Here is a 13113-nt window from a genome sequence, read left to right on the forward strand (position 1 = left end):
AGCAACGCGAGGCTGGGCTGGCCCTCAGCAGCACCGCACATCCATCGGGAACATCACGGCGCACACAAGGGCCAGCGTCCGAACGCGGCCCGAGCCTTCGGCCGCGATTACAAGCCTGCAGCCGTCAGTTGCGGCGCGACCCATTCGGTGACCTGGAACGGTTTGCGGATCAAACGTTCCTTGGCCGCCAGGTCCACCGAGCCCTGCAATTTGGCGAGGAACGCCGGATCCAGGTTGGAGGGGAAGAGTTCGCTGAGTTTCTGGTCATGCAAGTCCTCTTGCAGGATCACCGGCGGGTAGCTGGCCAGGCCCGATACCAACTGGATATAGGCTTCCTTGTTGTTGTCGTCGGTCAGCCACTGCACGGCCTGCTGTTGCGCCTTGAGCAGCTTGGCCACCACTTCCGGGTGTTCGTCGACAAACTTGCCGGACCCCACCAGCACGCTCTGCACGCTGCCGGCGCCGCCCAGGTCCTTGGTGTTCAGCGGCAACTCGGCGAGTCCCTTGATGCGCAGGGCCGAGAGCCCGGTGCTGCCCCACGAGGCGTCGATCTGCTTGGCCGCCAGGGCCGCCACGGCAGCGCTGAAATCGAGGTTGATCACCTTCAGGTCCTTCTCGCTCAGGCCCTGGCTGGCCAGGGCGGCGTCGAACGAAAGCTGAGTAGCCGTGCCACGAAACACCGCCACGCGCTTGCCTTTGAGGTCTTGCAGGGTCTTGATCCCGGAGCCCGGCTGCACCCCCAGGTAGTGTTTGACCCCGCGCGCCGAGGCGCTGAGCAGCCGGGTGTCGAGGCCGTTGGAGCGGCCGATGATCGCCGCCAGGTCACCCAGGTAGGCGAAATCCACCTGGCCGTTGGCGAATGCTTCGTTGATCACCGGCCCGGCGCCCTTGAAGAAATTCCACTGGATCTTGATGCCCTGGTCAGCGAAGGCTTTTTCGTAGATCTGCTGCTCGCGCAATACGTCCACCACCCCGCCGCCGCTGTGCTGGGTGCCGGCGCTGAGGTCGGGCACGGCAATGCGGATCTCGGTGACGGCGGCGGCCTGGGCCATCAGCGGCAGGCACCCCAGGAGCCCCGCCAGGGCCGGCGCGGCGAACAGACTGATAACGCGTTTAAAGGGAAGGTTCATGGGTGCGGCTCCTGGTTGCACGGGCATTGAGGAGCAGAAGGTAGGCCCTGAGGGGATCAACGCTTAAATACTATAAATTCACATTTTAATAACAAAATCGAATAACTCGTTTAGAACGCCTGTCTGCGCGGCTTATGCATGAACAGCATCGAAAATATTCCTCAAATGCATTGGATGCTGAACAACGAGAAGCCTTAAATGGCTCCTCTTATCTCCCAATAGCATTGATAAGTTTTTTAATAGATCGCAAAAGAATATTCGGCCCGTGCAGAACCCGACAACGGAGGTCATCCATGGCCCGTGTTTCCCTTCTCAGTCTGCCGCTCGCGGCACCCGGCGCCAGCGCGCGGAAGATCTGGCCCACCCTCAGCCAGCGCCTGTTGCCCTGGATCGTGCCACTGGGCCTGTTCCTGCTGTGGTGGCTGGCCAGCCGCAATCAGTGGATGAGCGAGCAGATCCTGCCTGCTCCGTCTCTGGTCTGGAGCAGCGCCGTGGAGCTGGCCGGCGGCGAGCTCTGGAGCCATCTGGCGATCAGCCTGCAGCGATTGTGCTGGGGCCTGCTGGCCGGTATTAGCGCAGGCGCGATCCTGGGGGGCGCGTTGGGTTTCAGCCAGCGCCTGGAACGCCTGGTGTTCCCCACCTTCAGCGCCCTGTCCCAGATCCCGACCCTGGCCTGGATTCCCCTGTTCATGGTGTTTTTCGGCATCGGCGAAGTGCTGAAGCTGGTGGTGCTGGTCAAGGCCATCGTGGTCCCGGTCACCCTGCACACCCTGGTCGGGGTGCGCGACGCCCAGCCCAAATTGCGCGAAGCCGCCGCCGTCCTGCGCCTGCCGCCGCACCTGCTGATTCGCCGCCTGGTGCTGCCGGCGGCGCTGCCGGCCTTCATGGCCGGGGTGCGCCTGGCGCTGGCCGCCGGCTGGACCTCGCTGCTGGCGGTGGAACTGCTGGCGTCCAGTGAAGGCATCGGCTACCTGATGGTCTGGGCACGGCAGTTGTTCATGCTCGACATCGTCTTCGTCTGCATCCTGGTGATCGGCGTGATCGGCGTGGCCATGGATCGCGGCATCGGCGCCCTGGACCGAAAACTCCTGTACTGGCCACACCCGGCCACTGCAGAAATTCGCCGTGGCCCGCGCTATCAGGGCTGGCAGCGGCTGCAACCCTGGCTGTTGCCGCTGGCCCTGTTCGGTGTCTGGCAAACCGCGTGCTGGCGCCAGTGGGTCGACCCGGCAATCCTGGTCAGCCCGCTGACGGTGCTGCAAACCACCCTCAGCGGGCTGCTCGATGGCACCCTGCTCGGCGGCATGGGCCTGAGCCTGGGACGCACCGTTGGCGGCCTGGCCCTGGGCGGCGGCCTGGGGTTTGCCCTGGGCTTGCTCCTGGGGCTGTCGCGGATCAGCGAACGCATCCTCGGCCCGACCCTGGCCGCTATCCGTCAGATCGCGATTTTTGCCTGGGTGCCGCTGCTGACCGCCTGGTTCGGCCTCGGTGAATTGGCCAAGTGGGTGTTCGTCGCCCTTGCCGCGTTCTTCCCGCTGTTTATCGCCACCCAGCGCAGCGTCGCCAACCTGTCACCGCAACTGGCCGAAGCCGCCCAGGTGTTGCGCCTGAGCCTCTGGCAGCGCCTGCGGCGGCTGGTATTGCCGGGGGCTGCACCGGGGATTTTCGCCGGCCTGCGCCTGAGCCTGATCTACGCCTGGCTCGGCACCATCGGCGCCGAATACTTCATGCCCTCCAACGGCGGCATCGGCAGCCAGATGATCGGCGCGCAACAGCTGCTGCGCATGGACCTGATCATGGCCGGCATGCTGCTGGTGGGCCTGACCGGCGCCCTGCTCAACCTCATTGGCCAACAGATCGAAATTCGCGCCACCCGCTGGAGACACGCATGAACGCACCCCTTGTCAGCTTCAACCATGTGGGCAAGTCCTTCGAGGTCGCCGGCGGCGAGTTCGAGGCGATTCGCGACTTCAACCTGGAAATCGCCGAAGGCGAATTCGTCGCCATCGTCGGCTCCAGCGGCTGCGGCAAATCCACCCTGTTGCGCTTGCTGATCGGCCTGGACACCGAGTTTCGCGGCGAGATCCGGGTCGATGACCACGCCATCCGCGGCATTGGCAGCGAGCGCGGCATCGTGTTCCAGGAGCACCGTCTGTTTCCCTGGCTCAACGTCGAGGACAACATCGGCCTGGGCCTGGTCAACGAGCCTCTGAGCGAGGCCCAGCGCAAAAAACGCATCGCCGATTTCATCGAACTGGTGGGCCTGCGCGACTTCACCCATGCCTTTCCACACCAGCTGTCGGGGGGCATGGCGCAACGGGTGGCCATCGCCCGGGGGTTGGTGGCCAGCCCGCGCATTCTGCTGCTGGATGAGCCCTTCGGGGCCCTCGATGCCCTGACCCGCCAGCAGATGCAGGATGAACTGCTGGCGATCCGCGAGCGGGCGAAAATCACCACTGTCCTGGTCACCCACGATGTGGAAGAGGCGATCTTCCTCGCCGACCGCGTGGTGGTCATGGAACCGCGCCCCGGGCGCATCAAGCGCGTGGTGCAGATCGCCCTGCCCCACCCGCGCCAGCGCAGCAGTTTCGACTTCCACCAACTGCGCGAAGAGCTGCTGCACGAGCTGACCAGCGACGACCACTACCAGGCGCCGACGCCGATACAGATCCGCGACCTGCCCCTGGCATCGATTGCCTACTGAGTAACCGCCTGCGGCAGGCCTTCACCCCGGCTGCCAGGGCTTGCCGAACAGTGCACGGGCTCGGCCAGCAGCCCGGGCCACAGCCGCGCCCAGTCACCGTCATGGCTCATGCCGGGGATGATGCGCACCTGGGTGCAGCGGCCACCGGTGGCGTTGGCAAAGCGTTGGGCAATCGGCGCGGGCACGACCTTGTCTTCGCGGCCTGCGTAGTGGATTTGCCCCAGGGTTGCGAGCAGCGGAGCGATGTCGATGGCATTCAGCGAATCCGGCATGGCCGAGACCCGGTGCAGGCGATTGACCTCGGCCATGTCCAGGTTGCCGGCGACGCTGCGCATCCAGGCAACATCATCGCGCCGGGCGGCAATCAGCGCGGCAACGGTCCCGCCCCCCGAATAACCCACCAGTTGGATCGGCTGCCCCGGCACGCGCACGGCGTACTGGGTCACGGCCTGGTTCATGGCCGCGATCACCTCTTCGGCGAAGCGCTTGCCGGTCCAGTAGGCCACCGCACACCGCGGGTTGGCCGAGGCCTGGGTGAACTGGCAGGGGCGAGCGAGGTACAGCACGTTGGGCGCCGGGTCGGCCGTCGCCAGGGCCAACCCGAGGGCTTTGCGCGGCGTAGGGTCAAGGGAGGGCTGGCTGCGTGTACGCCAGGCAAACCCATCGCCCTCGATGTACACCGTCAGCGGCTGATCGGGGCGGGTAATGCGGTAGAAACTGGTCAGCACAAAACCCTCGGTCTGCACCTGGGCCCGCTGCAGGCCGGCGGCCCGGGCCATGTCGTCGGCGTGCCGATTCAGCTCGGCGTTACTCGGCAGTTGCGCACAACCGCTGAGCCAGGCCAGCACCAGCACAGCCAGCAACCCGCGCCCACAGGCCATCAGCGAGGGGCGAAGCGGGAAAATCCAAGGTGGAGACATAGGTGCGGCGCTCATACAGGCTCGTCGAGAAATAACGGCAGCCCGGCATTGTGCTTGAGTTTGCGAGCCGGAAGACACCGCAAACGCGCCACTGTAGCCGCTGCCGAAGGCTGCGCTGGCCGCATCGGGCACCGTCCATTCACCTGACGCCCCTCGACGGTCTCCAGGGCCTCGAGGGCTCGGCAGTGGCCGGGTATTCAGTCGGCTGGGGCTTGCACAAAGAGCGTGCCTGATTCCATTCTCTGGTTATCCCGGCCCGCTTCCTGCCCTGGGCCATTGCCCCGGGCTTTCGCCGCGAACGCCAACCAGTCGACCGGACGCGCCGTCAGCATGAGTGAACCCACCTCCCTTGCCAGCTGGACCCGCGCCTTGCGCAGACAACTCGATGCCCTGGGCCTCGACGGCAACGCTTTGTGCCGCGAGGCAGGGCTCGACCCGCAATGGATGGATGACCCCAACGCCCGCTATCCGCTGTCGGCCACCACCCGTTTGTGGGGGCTGGCGGTCACGGCCAGCGGCGATCCGGCCATCGGCCTGCGGGTGTCGCGGTTTGTCAGCCCGACGACCTTCCACGCCCTTGGCTATGCGCTGGTGGCCAGCGGCAGCCTGCGCGAGGTGTTCGAACGCATCGTGCGCTACCACCAGATGGTCAGCGACGCCCTGGTGCTGGAGCTGACGCGCAACGCCGACCGCTATCGCTTTGTACTCAAGGTTCCGCCCGGCAGCCCGCAACCGGCGGTGGAGGCCATCGACGCCTTTGCCGCGATCTACGTGCGCACCTGCCGCAACCGCCTGGGCCGCGACTATGCGCCATTGGCCGTGCACCTGCGGCGTCCGGCGCCCGTCGACTGCGGGCCGTGGCACAAGGTGTTTCGCTGCGACCTGGTGTTCGACGCCGCAGATGACTGCCTGGAGTTCGGCCTGCACGATTTCGAGCGCCACCTCGACGACACCCAACCGGAACTGGCCACCTCCAGCCAGGCCACGCCCCAACCCACCCTGGCGCAACTGCAACCCCTGACCTGGGAGCGCAAGGTACTCGGGGCCATCGAGGCCCAACTACCCGAAGGCGAGCCCTCCGCCGAACGCGTCGCCCAGGCCTTGCACCTGAGCCTGCGCAGCCTGCAACGGCACCTGGCGGACGAGGGTTGCCGTTTCGACACCCTGCTCAACGAATGCCGGGAAAACCTCGCCCTGCTCCACCTGCGCGACCCGCAATGCTCCCTGAGCGAAATCAGCTGCCTGCTCGGTTTCACCGACGCCAGCAGCTTCAGCCGCGCCTTCAAACGCTGGACCGGGCTGACCCCGGGGCAGTTTCGCGATGGAGTGCGCTGACAACCCCAGGCTTAACGGTTCAAAGCGGTCGGTGCCGGATCAACCCGGGTTCAGGCTGCGCGCCACACCGGCAGACCAGGCAGCCAGCATCGCCTAGCCCATGCGCTGAAAGCCTGCGGGGCGTAGGCGAAAACCGAGCCCGCATCGGCTTGACCACGGCCGAGCGTGCCAACCGTGGCCTGGGCTACACCGATCGACAGGAGCTGGGGATCAGTCATGGAAACCGCGCTCTTTCAGGTTATCCAGGGTCGGCCGCTGCCGAGATCTGGGCACAGCCGTCAGTTCGTAACCGAAGCCATTGAGGATGGCTTCAACCTTACGGATTCCGATCTCGGAAACCGTATCGTTTTCAATGCCCGAGATGGTCGCCCGGCTCATGCCATATTGCTGGGCCAAGGCCTGCTGCGACAGTTTGTGCTCTTTACGCAACTGTTTGATCAGCTCGCCGAGTCTGTACATTTCGCCCCCAAATTGCATCGCATACAGTGCATTTTATGATTAAAGGCCAATATGCACTGTATTTGATGCAAAAATTTAGACTATTGCACCTGTTTGAATCCCAACTCGAACACCGTCCCGCCCTCATCGCTGCTGACCCGCACCTGCCCGCCGTGCAGCAGCATGATCGAGCGCACGATGGCCAGGCCCAGCCCGCCGGAGTCGCCGGGTTCGGCCCGTGAGGGGTCGACGCGGTAGAAGCGGTCGAAGAGTTTGCCCAGGTGCTGGGATGCAATGGGCGGGCCCTGGTTGTGCACTTGCAGCCAGCACAGGCCAGGCGTATCCACCCGCCGCAGGCTGATGGGCGAGCCGGGGTCGGCATGACGCACCGCGTTGGCCAGCAGGTTGCCCAGGGCCCGCTGCAGCAGTTGCTGATCGGCCAGCAACTGGCCGCACAGGGCGTTTTCCAGGCGGATCTCGCGGTCGTCGGCCAGGGCCTCGAAGTAGTCGCACAGCTCCTCCCCCACGCTCGCCAGCTCCAGCTGGCGCAGCTGAAGGGCGCGTTCGGCCTGCTCGGCGCGGGCCAGGAACATCAGGTTTTCCGCCATGCGCGTCAGGCGCTCGAACTCTTCCATGTTCGACGCCAGGACCTCCTGATACTCCGCCGTGCTACGCGGCTGGTTGAGCGCCAGGCCGTTGCTGCCCAGGAGGTTGTGCAGCGGGGTGCGGATTTCATGGGCCAGGTCGGCGGAAAACTGCGACAGGCGCTGAAAGCTTTCTTCGAGGCGCGCCAGCATGGCATTCAGGGCCTGCACCGGTTCGTGGAATTCGGCGGGGATGCCGCGGGTTTCGAGGCGTTTGTCCAGGCTGCGCAAATCGATGCCGCGCACCGACTCACTCAACTGACGCAGCGGCAACAGGCCCCGGCGCAGCAGCAACAGGCCCAGGGCGAAGGCCAGGGCGGCGCCCAACCCGACCGCCAGGTACAGGCGCAGTCGGTAGCTGGCGAGCATCTGTTCGCGCTCGCTGAGGACCTTGCCCGCAATCACGGTCAGCGCTTCGCCGCGCGGGCCCACGGCAGCACCGGCGAGCAGGGCCACGGCGGCGCCGTCGGTGGCTTGCCAGGTCTGCACGTCGCTGCGTTGCGGGCGCTGTTGCGCAGGGATCGCCGCCAGGGTCGGCAGGTTCTGCTGGCGCGGGTTGATGCGGATCACCGGCGTGCCATCGGCCGCTTCCACCAGCAGCAGGCTGTCCTGGTTGCCGAGCATGTTCTGGTACAGCCGGGGACGGGCTTGCAGGGCGTCCAGGCTGTCGCTGTCTTGCAGCAGGGCCCTGACCTGCTCCAGGCGTCCCAGCAGGGCCTGGTCGTCGCGCAAGGCGATTTCAGAGGCCAGGGAGCGATACAGGAATACCCCGATCACGCTCAGCACCAGGGCGCAGACGGCGGCAAACGCCAGCGCCAGGCGCCAGGCAATCGACCTAGAGCGCATCGTCCGGGGCATCCAGCTGGTAACCGACGCCGCGCACGGTGTGGATCAGTTTGGGCATGTAGGGGTCGTCGACCTTGGAGCGCAAGCGGCGCACGGCGACTTCCACCATGTTGGTGTCGCTGTCGAAATTCAGGTTCCACACCTGGGAGGCGATCAGGGTCCGCGACAGCACTTCGCCCTGGCGACTGGCGAGCAATTGCAGCAGGGCGAACTCCTTGTTGGTCAGGGCGATGCGCTGGCCTCCTCGGCTGACCCGGCGCCGCAGCACGTCGATCTCCAGGTCGGCAATGCTGTAGGACTCGGCCTCGCGCATCGGTCCACGACGCAGCAAGGTGCGGACCCGGGCCAGGAGTTCGGCAAAGGCGAAGGGTTTGAGCAGGTAATCGTCGGCGCCCAGTTCCAGGCCGCGCACGCGGTCTTCGATGGCGTCCTTGGCAGTCAGGAACAGCACCGGCGTGGCGCCGCGCTGACGGATCAGTTGCAGCAACTGCCAGCCGTTGAGCCCTGGCAGCATCACGTCGAGGATGATCAGGTCGTATTCCTGCTGCTCGATAAAGTGCCGCCCGTCCAGGCCATTGAGCGCCACATCCACTGCAAAACCCGATTCACCCAGGCCTTTGGCCAGGAAGTTGGCGGTCTTGGCTTCGTCTTCAACAACCAGCAAACGCATGGCACACCTCAATATGGATGGGCACAGGCTAGGCGCGTTGTTCGCGCTTGCCCATTACAAACTTGTAATGCAACTGACGAGGTTCTGACGAAGGACGCTTGTTAAGGTGACGGCCTTCGCTTTCGGAGCCTTACCCATGATCTGCAAACCCCTTGTCTTGAGCCTTGGCCTGGGCCTCTGCGGCCTGGCTGTGGCCGCCCCGGAACTGCCCCGACACGCCGACCTCGACCTGCGCACTGCACGGCAATTGGCCGACGCCAGCCTGGCGCAGTGCAACGCGGTGGTCTCGGTGCTCGACCGTGGCGGCAACCTGCTGCTGACCCTGCGCGCCGATGGCGTCGGCCCGCACAACACCGTCGCCAGCCAGCGCAAGGCCTATACCGCGCTGTCGACCAAGACCCCGACCCGGCTGTTCGCCGAGCGCGCCCGCAACAACCCGGAGGCAGCCAACCTCAATACCTTGCCTGAGCTGTTGTTGCTCGGGGGCGGTATCCCGTTGTTCGCGGGCAGTGAGTTGGTGGGGGCGATGGGCATCGCCGGCGCCGGTGGCGCCGCCCAGGACGAAAGCTGCGCGCTCCAGGCAGCGCAGAAAGTGGGGTTGAGCAGCAGCCTGTAGCCGCTTCCGAGCAACGCGAGGCTGCGCTGACCATAGGCAACGCCGGGGGTACTGCTGATACGGCGCGGCGATTGTGAGGGCCAGCGCAGCCTTCGGCAGCGGCTACAAATTTGATTTTTTATCCAATGAGGAATTTTTGAATGAATATTTTGCGTAATGCATTAGTCGCCGCAGCGCTTTGCGGTGTTTCGGGCCTGGCCTTGGCGGCGGGGAATCCGTTGAGCGTGCATGTGCTCAACCTGGAGAACGGCCTGCCGTCGCCCGGGGTCAAGGTCACCCTGGAACAACAGGTGGGCCATGACTGGAAGCCACTGGCCGAAGGCACCACCAACGAACAGGGTCGCATCGCCGAGTTGTTCCCGGCCGGACAGGCACTGACGGCCGGTGAATACCGGGTCGTGTTCAAGACCGGGGAGTATTTCAAGCAGGCCAGGCGCGAGACGTTTTTTCCGGAGATTCCGGTGATCTTCGAGGTCAAGCAGACCGATCAGCACTATCACATTCCCCTGCTGCTCAGCCCCTACGGCTTCTCCACCTACCGCGGTTCGTAGCCGCTAGAGCCCGGCCTGGGCGCGCAGAGCCTCGGCGTCGAGAATCTCGATCTCGCCGTAGCCCAGGCGCAGGATCCCCAGGCTCTGCAAATCCTTGAGGATCTGGTTGGTGGTCTGCCGCGATAGCGAAAGCATCAGCGCCAACTGCTCCTGGGGCAGTTGCAGCACGGCCCGGGCCTGCTCGATTTCGCCGTAGCCGCTGGCCATGGCCAACAGACGGTGGGCGACCCGGGCCGGGGCGGGCAGCAGGCTCAATTGTTCGAGGTTGATAAAGGCCAGGCGCAACTTGTGGCTCATCAGCAGGGCGAACTGACGCCAGTACTGCGGCTGCTGGTCGAGCAAGGCCAACAGCGCCGCCTGCGGCACCTGCAACAGGGTGCACGGGCCGAGGCCATAGGCATCGTGGGTGCGTGGCTGGCCATCGAACAGGCAGATTTCGCCAAACCAGTGCGGCGCTTCCACCAGGCTCAGCAGCGCCTCCTTGCCCTGCTCGCTGACCGCACCGATACGCACCGAACCTTCCAGCACCGCATACAGCCCACAAGGTGGATCACCCCGCAGAAACAACGCCTGCCCCGGTGCCAGACGGCGCAGGCGCGCGGCGTCGAGCACACTACTCTGTAACTCAAGGGGCAAGTGACTGAACCACTGGCCACTCAGGAGGCGTTCGCGCCAGGCCTGCTTATCCATGAACACCTTATCCGGCAAAACCGCAGAGGAGTGTCGCCTAGCCGACAGAGCCCGGCGCACGGGCCGGGCATGATCAGGCAACCTTCAGGAGGAACAACAATGAAAAGCCTCGTCGACCATCTCAGTCAATACGCCGCCTACCATCGCGACCCGCGCAACATTGCCAGCCACTTTATCGGGATTCCGCTGATTGTGGTGGCGGTCGCGGTGCTGCTGTCGCGGCCGCAATGGGCAGTGGCCGGCATCACCCTGTCGCCGGCGGTGCTGCTGGCGTTGGCTTCGGCCTGGTTCTACCTGCGCCTGGAATGGCGCCTGGGCCTGTTGATGAGCCTGTTGATGGGCCTGTCGGTGTGGCTGGGTCATGCCCTGGCGGCGCAACAGACCCTGGTCTGGCTGGCCAGCGGCCTGGGGATGTTCGTGCTGGGCTGGGTGATCCAGTTTGTCGGCCATTACTACGAGGGGCGCAAACCGGCGTTCGTCGATGACCTGTCGGGGCTGATCGTCGGGCCGTTGTTTGTGGTGGCTGAGCTGGCGTTCCTGCTGGGGCTGCGCCAGCCCCTCAAACGCGAAATCGAACAACGGGCGGGCCCGGTACGCCGCCTGGCTGCCGGTGGCTCCGGGCACGCCTGACGTTCGCTCATCACACCGGCCCGGCAGCGACATCGCCGCCTGGGCCGGTGTAGCGCTGACGGGTTCAGACGTTGGCGACTTTCTGCCAGACCTTGGGCTTGAAGAACAGCGTCTCGCCCCGGGCCAGGCCGACCAGGCTGTCGTGGTCCTTCACCACTTCGGCCTCGATCAGTTCACTCTGGCCTTCGACCTTGAGCGTGACCCGGGTGGTCGCGCCCAGCGGACGAATGTCACGCACTTCGGCGGCGTGGTGATCTTCGAGCTCCGAGCGCGACAGCGACACTTCGTGCGGGCGGAACAGCACGTGGTTGTCGTCCCCCAGGTGCAGGCGGTTGGAATCACCGAGGAAGTGGTAGACGAAGTCGCTGGCCGGGTTCTCGTAGACCTCGCCCGGCGAGCCGATCTGCTCGATCACGCCCTTGTTCATCACCACGATACGGTCGGCGACTTCCATGGCCTCTTCCTGGTCGTGGGTCACGAACACCGAAGTCAGGTTGATGTCTTCGTGCAGCCGTGCCAGCCAGCGCCGCAACTCCTTGCGCACCTTGGCATCGAGGGCGCCGAAGGGTTCGTCCAGCAGCAACACCTTGGGCTCCACCGCCAGGGCGCGGGCCAGGGCGATCCGCTGGCGCTGGCCGCCGGACAGTTGCTCGGGGTAGCGGTCGGAGAGCCAGTCGAGCTGCACCATGTTCAGCAGTTCATGGACCTTCTCTGCAATCTTGCTTTCGCTCGGGCGCTGGTTCTTCGGCTTCATGCGCAGGCCGAAGGCAACGTTGTCGAACACGCTCATGTGGCGGAACAGCGCGTAGTGCTGGAACACGAAACCGACGTTGCGATCACGCACGTCGTGGCCCGAGACGTCTTCACCGTGGAACACGATGCTGCCGGCGTCCGGGGTTTCCAGGCCGGCGATGATCCGCAGCAAGGTGGTCTTGCCGCAGCCGGACGGGCCCAGCAGGGCCACCAGCTCACCGCTCTGGATATCCAGGTTGATGCTGTTCAGGGCCTTGAAGGCGTTGAAGTTCTTGCTGACATTACGGACTTCGATCGACATGTGTCATTCCTCCGCGGCGCTGGCGCGCAGGCGGTTAATACGATTTTCGCTCCACTGCTTAAGCAGCAGGATGAAGAGCGCCATGATCAGCAACAGGCTCGCAACGGCAAACGCGGCGACGTGGTTGTATTCGTTGTAGAGGATCTCCACGTGCAACGGCAGGGTGTTGGTCACCCCGCGAATGTGCCCGGACACCACCGACACCGCACCAAACTCGCCCATCGCCCGCGCGGTACACAGCACCACGCCGTAGATCAGGCCCCACTTGATATTGGGCACGGTGACGTGCCAGAACATCTGCCAGCCGTTGGCGCCCAGCAACCGCGCCGCCTCTTCTTCCTGGGTCCCCTGCTCCTGCATCAGCGGGATCAGTTCCCGGGCGACGAAGGGCACGGTGACGAAGATGGTGGCCAGGACGATGCCGGGCAAGGCGAAGACGATCTGGATGTCGTGATCCTGCAGCCATGGCCCGAACAGGCCCTGGGCGCCGAACATCAGCACGTAGACCAGGCCCGCGATCACCGGCGATACCGAGAACGGCAGGTCGATCAGGGTCACCAGGATGCTCTTGCCACGGAACGAGTACTTGCTCACGCACCAGGCGGCGCTGACCCCGAACACCAGGTTCAGCGGCACCGAGATCAGCACGGCGATCACCGTGAGTTTCAGGGCGGACAAGGCGTCAGGCTCGAAGATCGCGGTGAAGAACGCCCCCAGGCCCAGCTTCAGGCCCTGGGACACCACGATCAACAGCGGCAGCAGCAGGAACAGGGCGAAGATCAGCCAGCCGAGGCCGATCAGCACCAGCCGTGAAGACGCGCTGCCACGGCGTGCGGCGTTGGCAGAAGAGGCAGCGGAAATAGACGATTGGGACATGGTTCGCGC

Annotated in this window: 14 protein-coding genes; 6 read left to right on the top strand and 8 right to left on the bottom strand. The window is 65.0% G+C overall.

Annotation, left to right across the window (positions count from 1 at the left end; genetic code table 11):
* Positions 1–107 precede the first annotated feature (107 nt).
* Complete coding sequence (locus AC19YX_RS12345; RefSeq protein WP_078469229.1) at positions 108–1130, bottom strand: ABC transporter substrate-binding protein; 1023 nt, start codon at positions 1128–1130, stop codon at positions 108–110.
* A 293-nt stretch (positions 1131–1423) separates the two neighbouring features.
* Here AC19YX_RS12345 and AC19YX_RS12350 point away from each other — a divergent pair, with 293 nt between their 5' ends.
* Both AC19YX_RS12350 and AC19YX_RS12355 read left to right on the top strand, forming a co-directional pair.
* Positions 1424–3022, top strand: a complete 1599-nt coding sequence (locus tag AC19YX_RS12350) for an ABC transporter permease (protein WP_500606337.1) — start codon at positions 1424–1426, stop codon at positions 3020–3022.
* Positions 3019–3834, top strand: a complete 816-nt coding sequence (locus AC19YX_RS12355; RefSeq protein WP_078469227.1) for an ABC transporter ATP-binding protein — start codon at positions 3019–3021, stop codon at positions 3832–3834. Before AC19YX_RS12350 ends, AC19YX_RS12355 begins: the two co-directional genes overlap by 4 nt.
* On the opposite strand, the gene AC19YX_RS12360 is transcribed toward AC19YX_RS12355, so the two are convergent.
* Entirely contained in the window at positions 3828–4754 is a 927-nt protein-coding gene (locus AC19YX_RS12360; RefSeq protein ID WP_500606338.1) for an alpha/beta hydrolase, read from the bottom strand. The genes AC19YX_RS12355 and AC19YX_RS12360 overlap by 7 nt on opposite strands.
* A 330-nt stretch (positions 4755–5084) precedes the next feature.
* On the opposite strand from AC19YX_RS12360, the gene AC19YX_RS12365 reads away from it, so the two are divergent.
* Positions 5085–6089, top strand: coding sequence for an AraC family transcriptional regulator (locus AC19YX_RS12365; protein WP_500606339.1), 1005 nt, complete (start codon positions 5085–5087; stop codon positions 6087–6089).
* Positions 6090–6299: 210 nt separating this feature from the next.
* Here AC19YX_RS12365 and AC19YX_RS12370 read toward each other — a convergent pair whose 3' ends face one another.
* The 3 genes from AC19YX_RS12370 to AC19YX_RS12380 form a co-directional block, all read right to left on the bottom strand.
* The gene (locus tag AC19YX_RS12370) at positions 6300–6548 is read right to left on the bottom strand and encodes a helix-turn-helix domain-containing protein (RefSeq protein ID WP_078469684.1); all 249 of its coding nucleotides are present in this window, start codon (positions 6546–6548) and stop codon (positions 6300–6302) included.
* 80 nt (positions 6549–6628) lie between these two features.
* Positions 6629–8017 (bottom strand): heavy metal sensor histidine kinase, encoded by a 1389-nt coding sequence (locus AC19YX_RS12375; RefSeq protein WP_500606340.1) that lies wholly within the window; start codon positions 8015–8017, stop codon positions 6629–6631.
* Positions 8007–8687, bottom strand: coding sequence for a heavy metal response regulator transcription factor (locus tag AC19YX_RS12380; RefSeq protein ID WP_078469223.1), 681 nt, complete (start codon positions 8685–8687; stop codon positions 8007–8009). The genes AC19YX_RS12375 and AC19YX_RS12380 overlap by 11 nt, the downstream gene beginning before the upstream one ends.
* Before the next feature lie 136 nt (positions 8688–8823).
* Between AC19YX_RS12380 and AC19YX_RS12385 the strand changes: the two genes are divergently transcribed.
* A complete protein-coding gene (locus AC19YX_RS12385) occupies positions 8824–9303 on the top strand; it encodes a GlcG/HbpS family heme-binding protein (RefSeq protein WP_078469222.1) in 480 nt (159 codons plus the stop codon).
* A gap of 140 nt (positions 9304–9443) precedes the next feature.
* Positions 9444–9854, top strand: a complete 411-nt coding sequence (gene uraH, locus AC19YX_RS12390; RefSeq protein ID WP_201128894.1) for a hydroxyisourate hydrolase — start codon at positions 9444–9446, stop codon at positions 9852–9854.
* Positions 9855–9857: 3 nt separating this feature from the next.
* Here uraH and AC19YX_RS12395 read toward each other — a convergent pair whose 3' ends face one another.
* The gene (locus AC19YX_RS12395) at positions 9858–10544 is read right to left on the bottom strand and encodes a Crp/Fnr family transcriptional regulator (RefSeq protein ID WP_500606341.1); all 687 of its coding nucleotides are present in this window, start codon (positions 10542–10544) and stop codon (positions 9858–9860) included.
* 99 nt (positions 10545–10643) lie between these two features.
* Between AC19YX_RS12395 and AC19YX_RS12400 the strand changes: the two genes are divergently transcribed.
* Complete coding sequence (locus AC19YX_RS12400; protein ID WP_078469219.1) at positions 10644–11174, top strand: Mpo1 family 2-hydroxy fatty acid dioxygenase; 531 nt, start codon at positions 10644–10646, stop codon at positions 11172–11174.
* 64 nt (positions 11175–11238) lie between these two features.
* On the opposite strand, the gene AC19YX_RS12405 is transcribed toward AC19YX_RS12400, so the two are convergent.
* Complete coding sequence (locus AC19YX_RS12405; protein WP_078469218.1) at positions 11239–12228, bottom strand: sulfate/molybdate ABC transporter ATP-binding protein; 990 nt, start codon at positions 12226–12228, stop codon at positions 11239–11241.
* A 3-nt stretch (positions 12229–12231) separates the two neighbouring features.
* Positions 12232–13104 (bottom strand): sulfate ABC transporter permease subunit CysW, encoded by an 873-nt coding sequence (gene cysW / locus AC19YX_RS12410; RefSeq protein ID WP_078469217.1) that lies wholly within the window; start codon positions 13102–13104, stop codon positions 12232–12234.
* Positions 13105–13113 lie beyond the last annotated feature (9 nt).

The sequence above is a fragment of the Pseudomonas sp. MF09150 genome, from assembly GCF_059862355.1.

Coding starts and splice junctions, on each gene's coding strand:
- AC19YX_RS12345 (WP_078469229.1), bottom strand. CDS start 1,130: ATGAACCTTCCCTTTAAACGCGTTATCAGTCTGTTCGCCGCGCCGGCC.
- AC19YX_RS12350 (WP_500606337.1), top strand. CDS start 1,424: ATGGCCCGTGTTTCCCTTCTCAGTCTGCCGCTCGCGGCACCCGGCGCC.
- AC19YX_RS12355 (WP_078469227.1), top strand. CDS start 3,019: ATGAACGCACCCCTTGTCAGCTTCAACCATGTGGGCAAGTCCTTCGAG.
- AC19YX_RS12360 (WP_500606338.1), bottom strand. CDS start 4,754: ATGTCTCCACCTTGGATTTTCCCGCTTCGCCCCTCGCTGATGGCCTGT.
- AC19YX_RS12365 (WP_500606339.1), top strand. CDS start 5,085: ATGAGTGAACCCACCTCCCTTGCCAGCTGGACCCGCGCCTTGCGCAGA.
- AC19YX_RS12370 (WP_078469684.1), bottom strand. CDS start 6,548: ATGTACAGACTCGGCGAGCTGATCAAACAGTTGCGTAAAGAGCACAAA.
- AC19YX_RS12375 (WP_500606340.1), bottom strand. CDS start 8,017: ATGCGCTCTAGGTCGATTGCCTGGCGCCTGGCGCTGGCGTTTGCCGCC.
- AC19YX_RS12380 (WP_078469223.1), bottom strand. CDS start 8,687: ATGCGTTTGCTGGTTGTTGAAGACGAAGCCAAGACCGCCAACTTCCTG.
- AC19YX_RS12385 (WP_078469222.1), top strand. CDS start 8,824: ATGATCTGCAAACCCCTTGTCTTGAGCCTTGGCCTGGGCCTCTGCGGC.
- uraH (WP_201128894.1), top strand. CDS start 9,444: ATGAATATTTTGCGTAATGCATTAGTCGCCGCAGCGCTTTGCGGTGTT.
- AC19YX_RS12395 (WP_500606341.1), bottom strand. CDS start 10,544: ATGGATAAGCAGGCCTGGCGCGAACGCCTCCTGAGTGGCCAGTGGTTC.
- AC19YX_RS12400 (WP_078469219.1), top strand. CDS start 10,644: ATGAAAAGCCTCGTCGACCATCTCAGTCAATACGCCGCCTACCATCGC.
- AC19YX_RS12405 (WP_078469218.1), bottom strand. CDS start 12,228: ATGTCGATCGAAGTCCGTAATGTCAGCAAGAACTTCAACGCCTTCAAG.
- cysW (WP_078469217.1), bottom strand. CDS start 13,104: ATGTCCCAATCGTCTATTTCCGCTGCCTCTTCTGCCAACGCCGCACGC.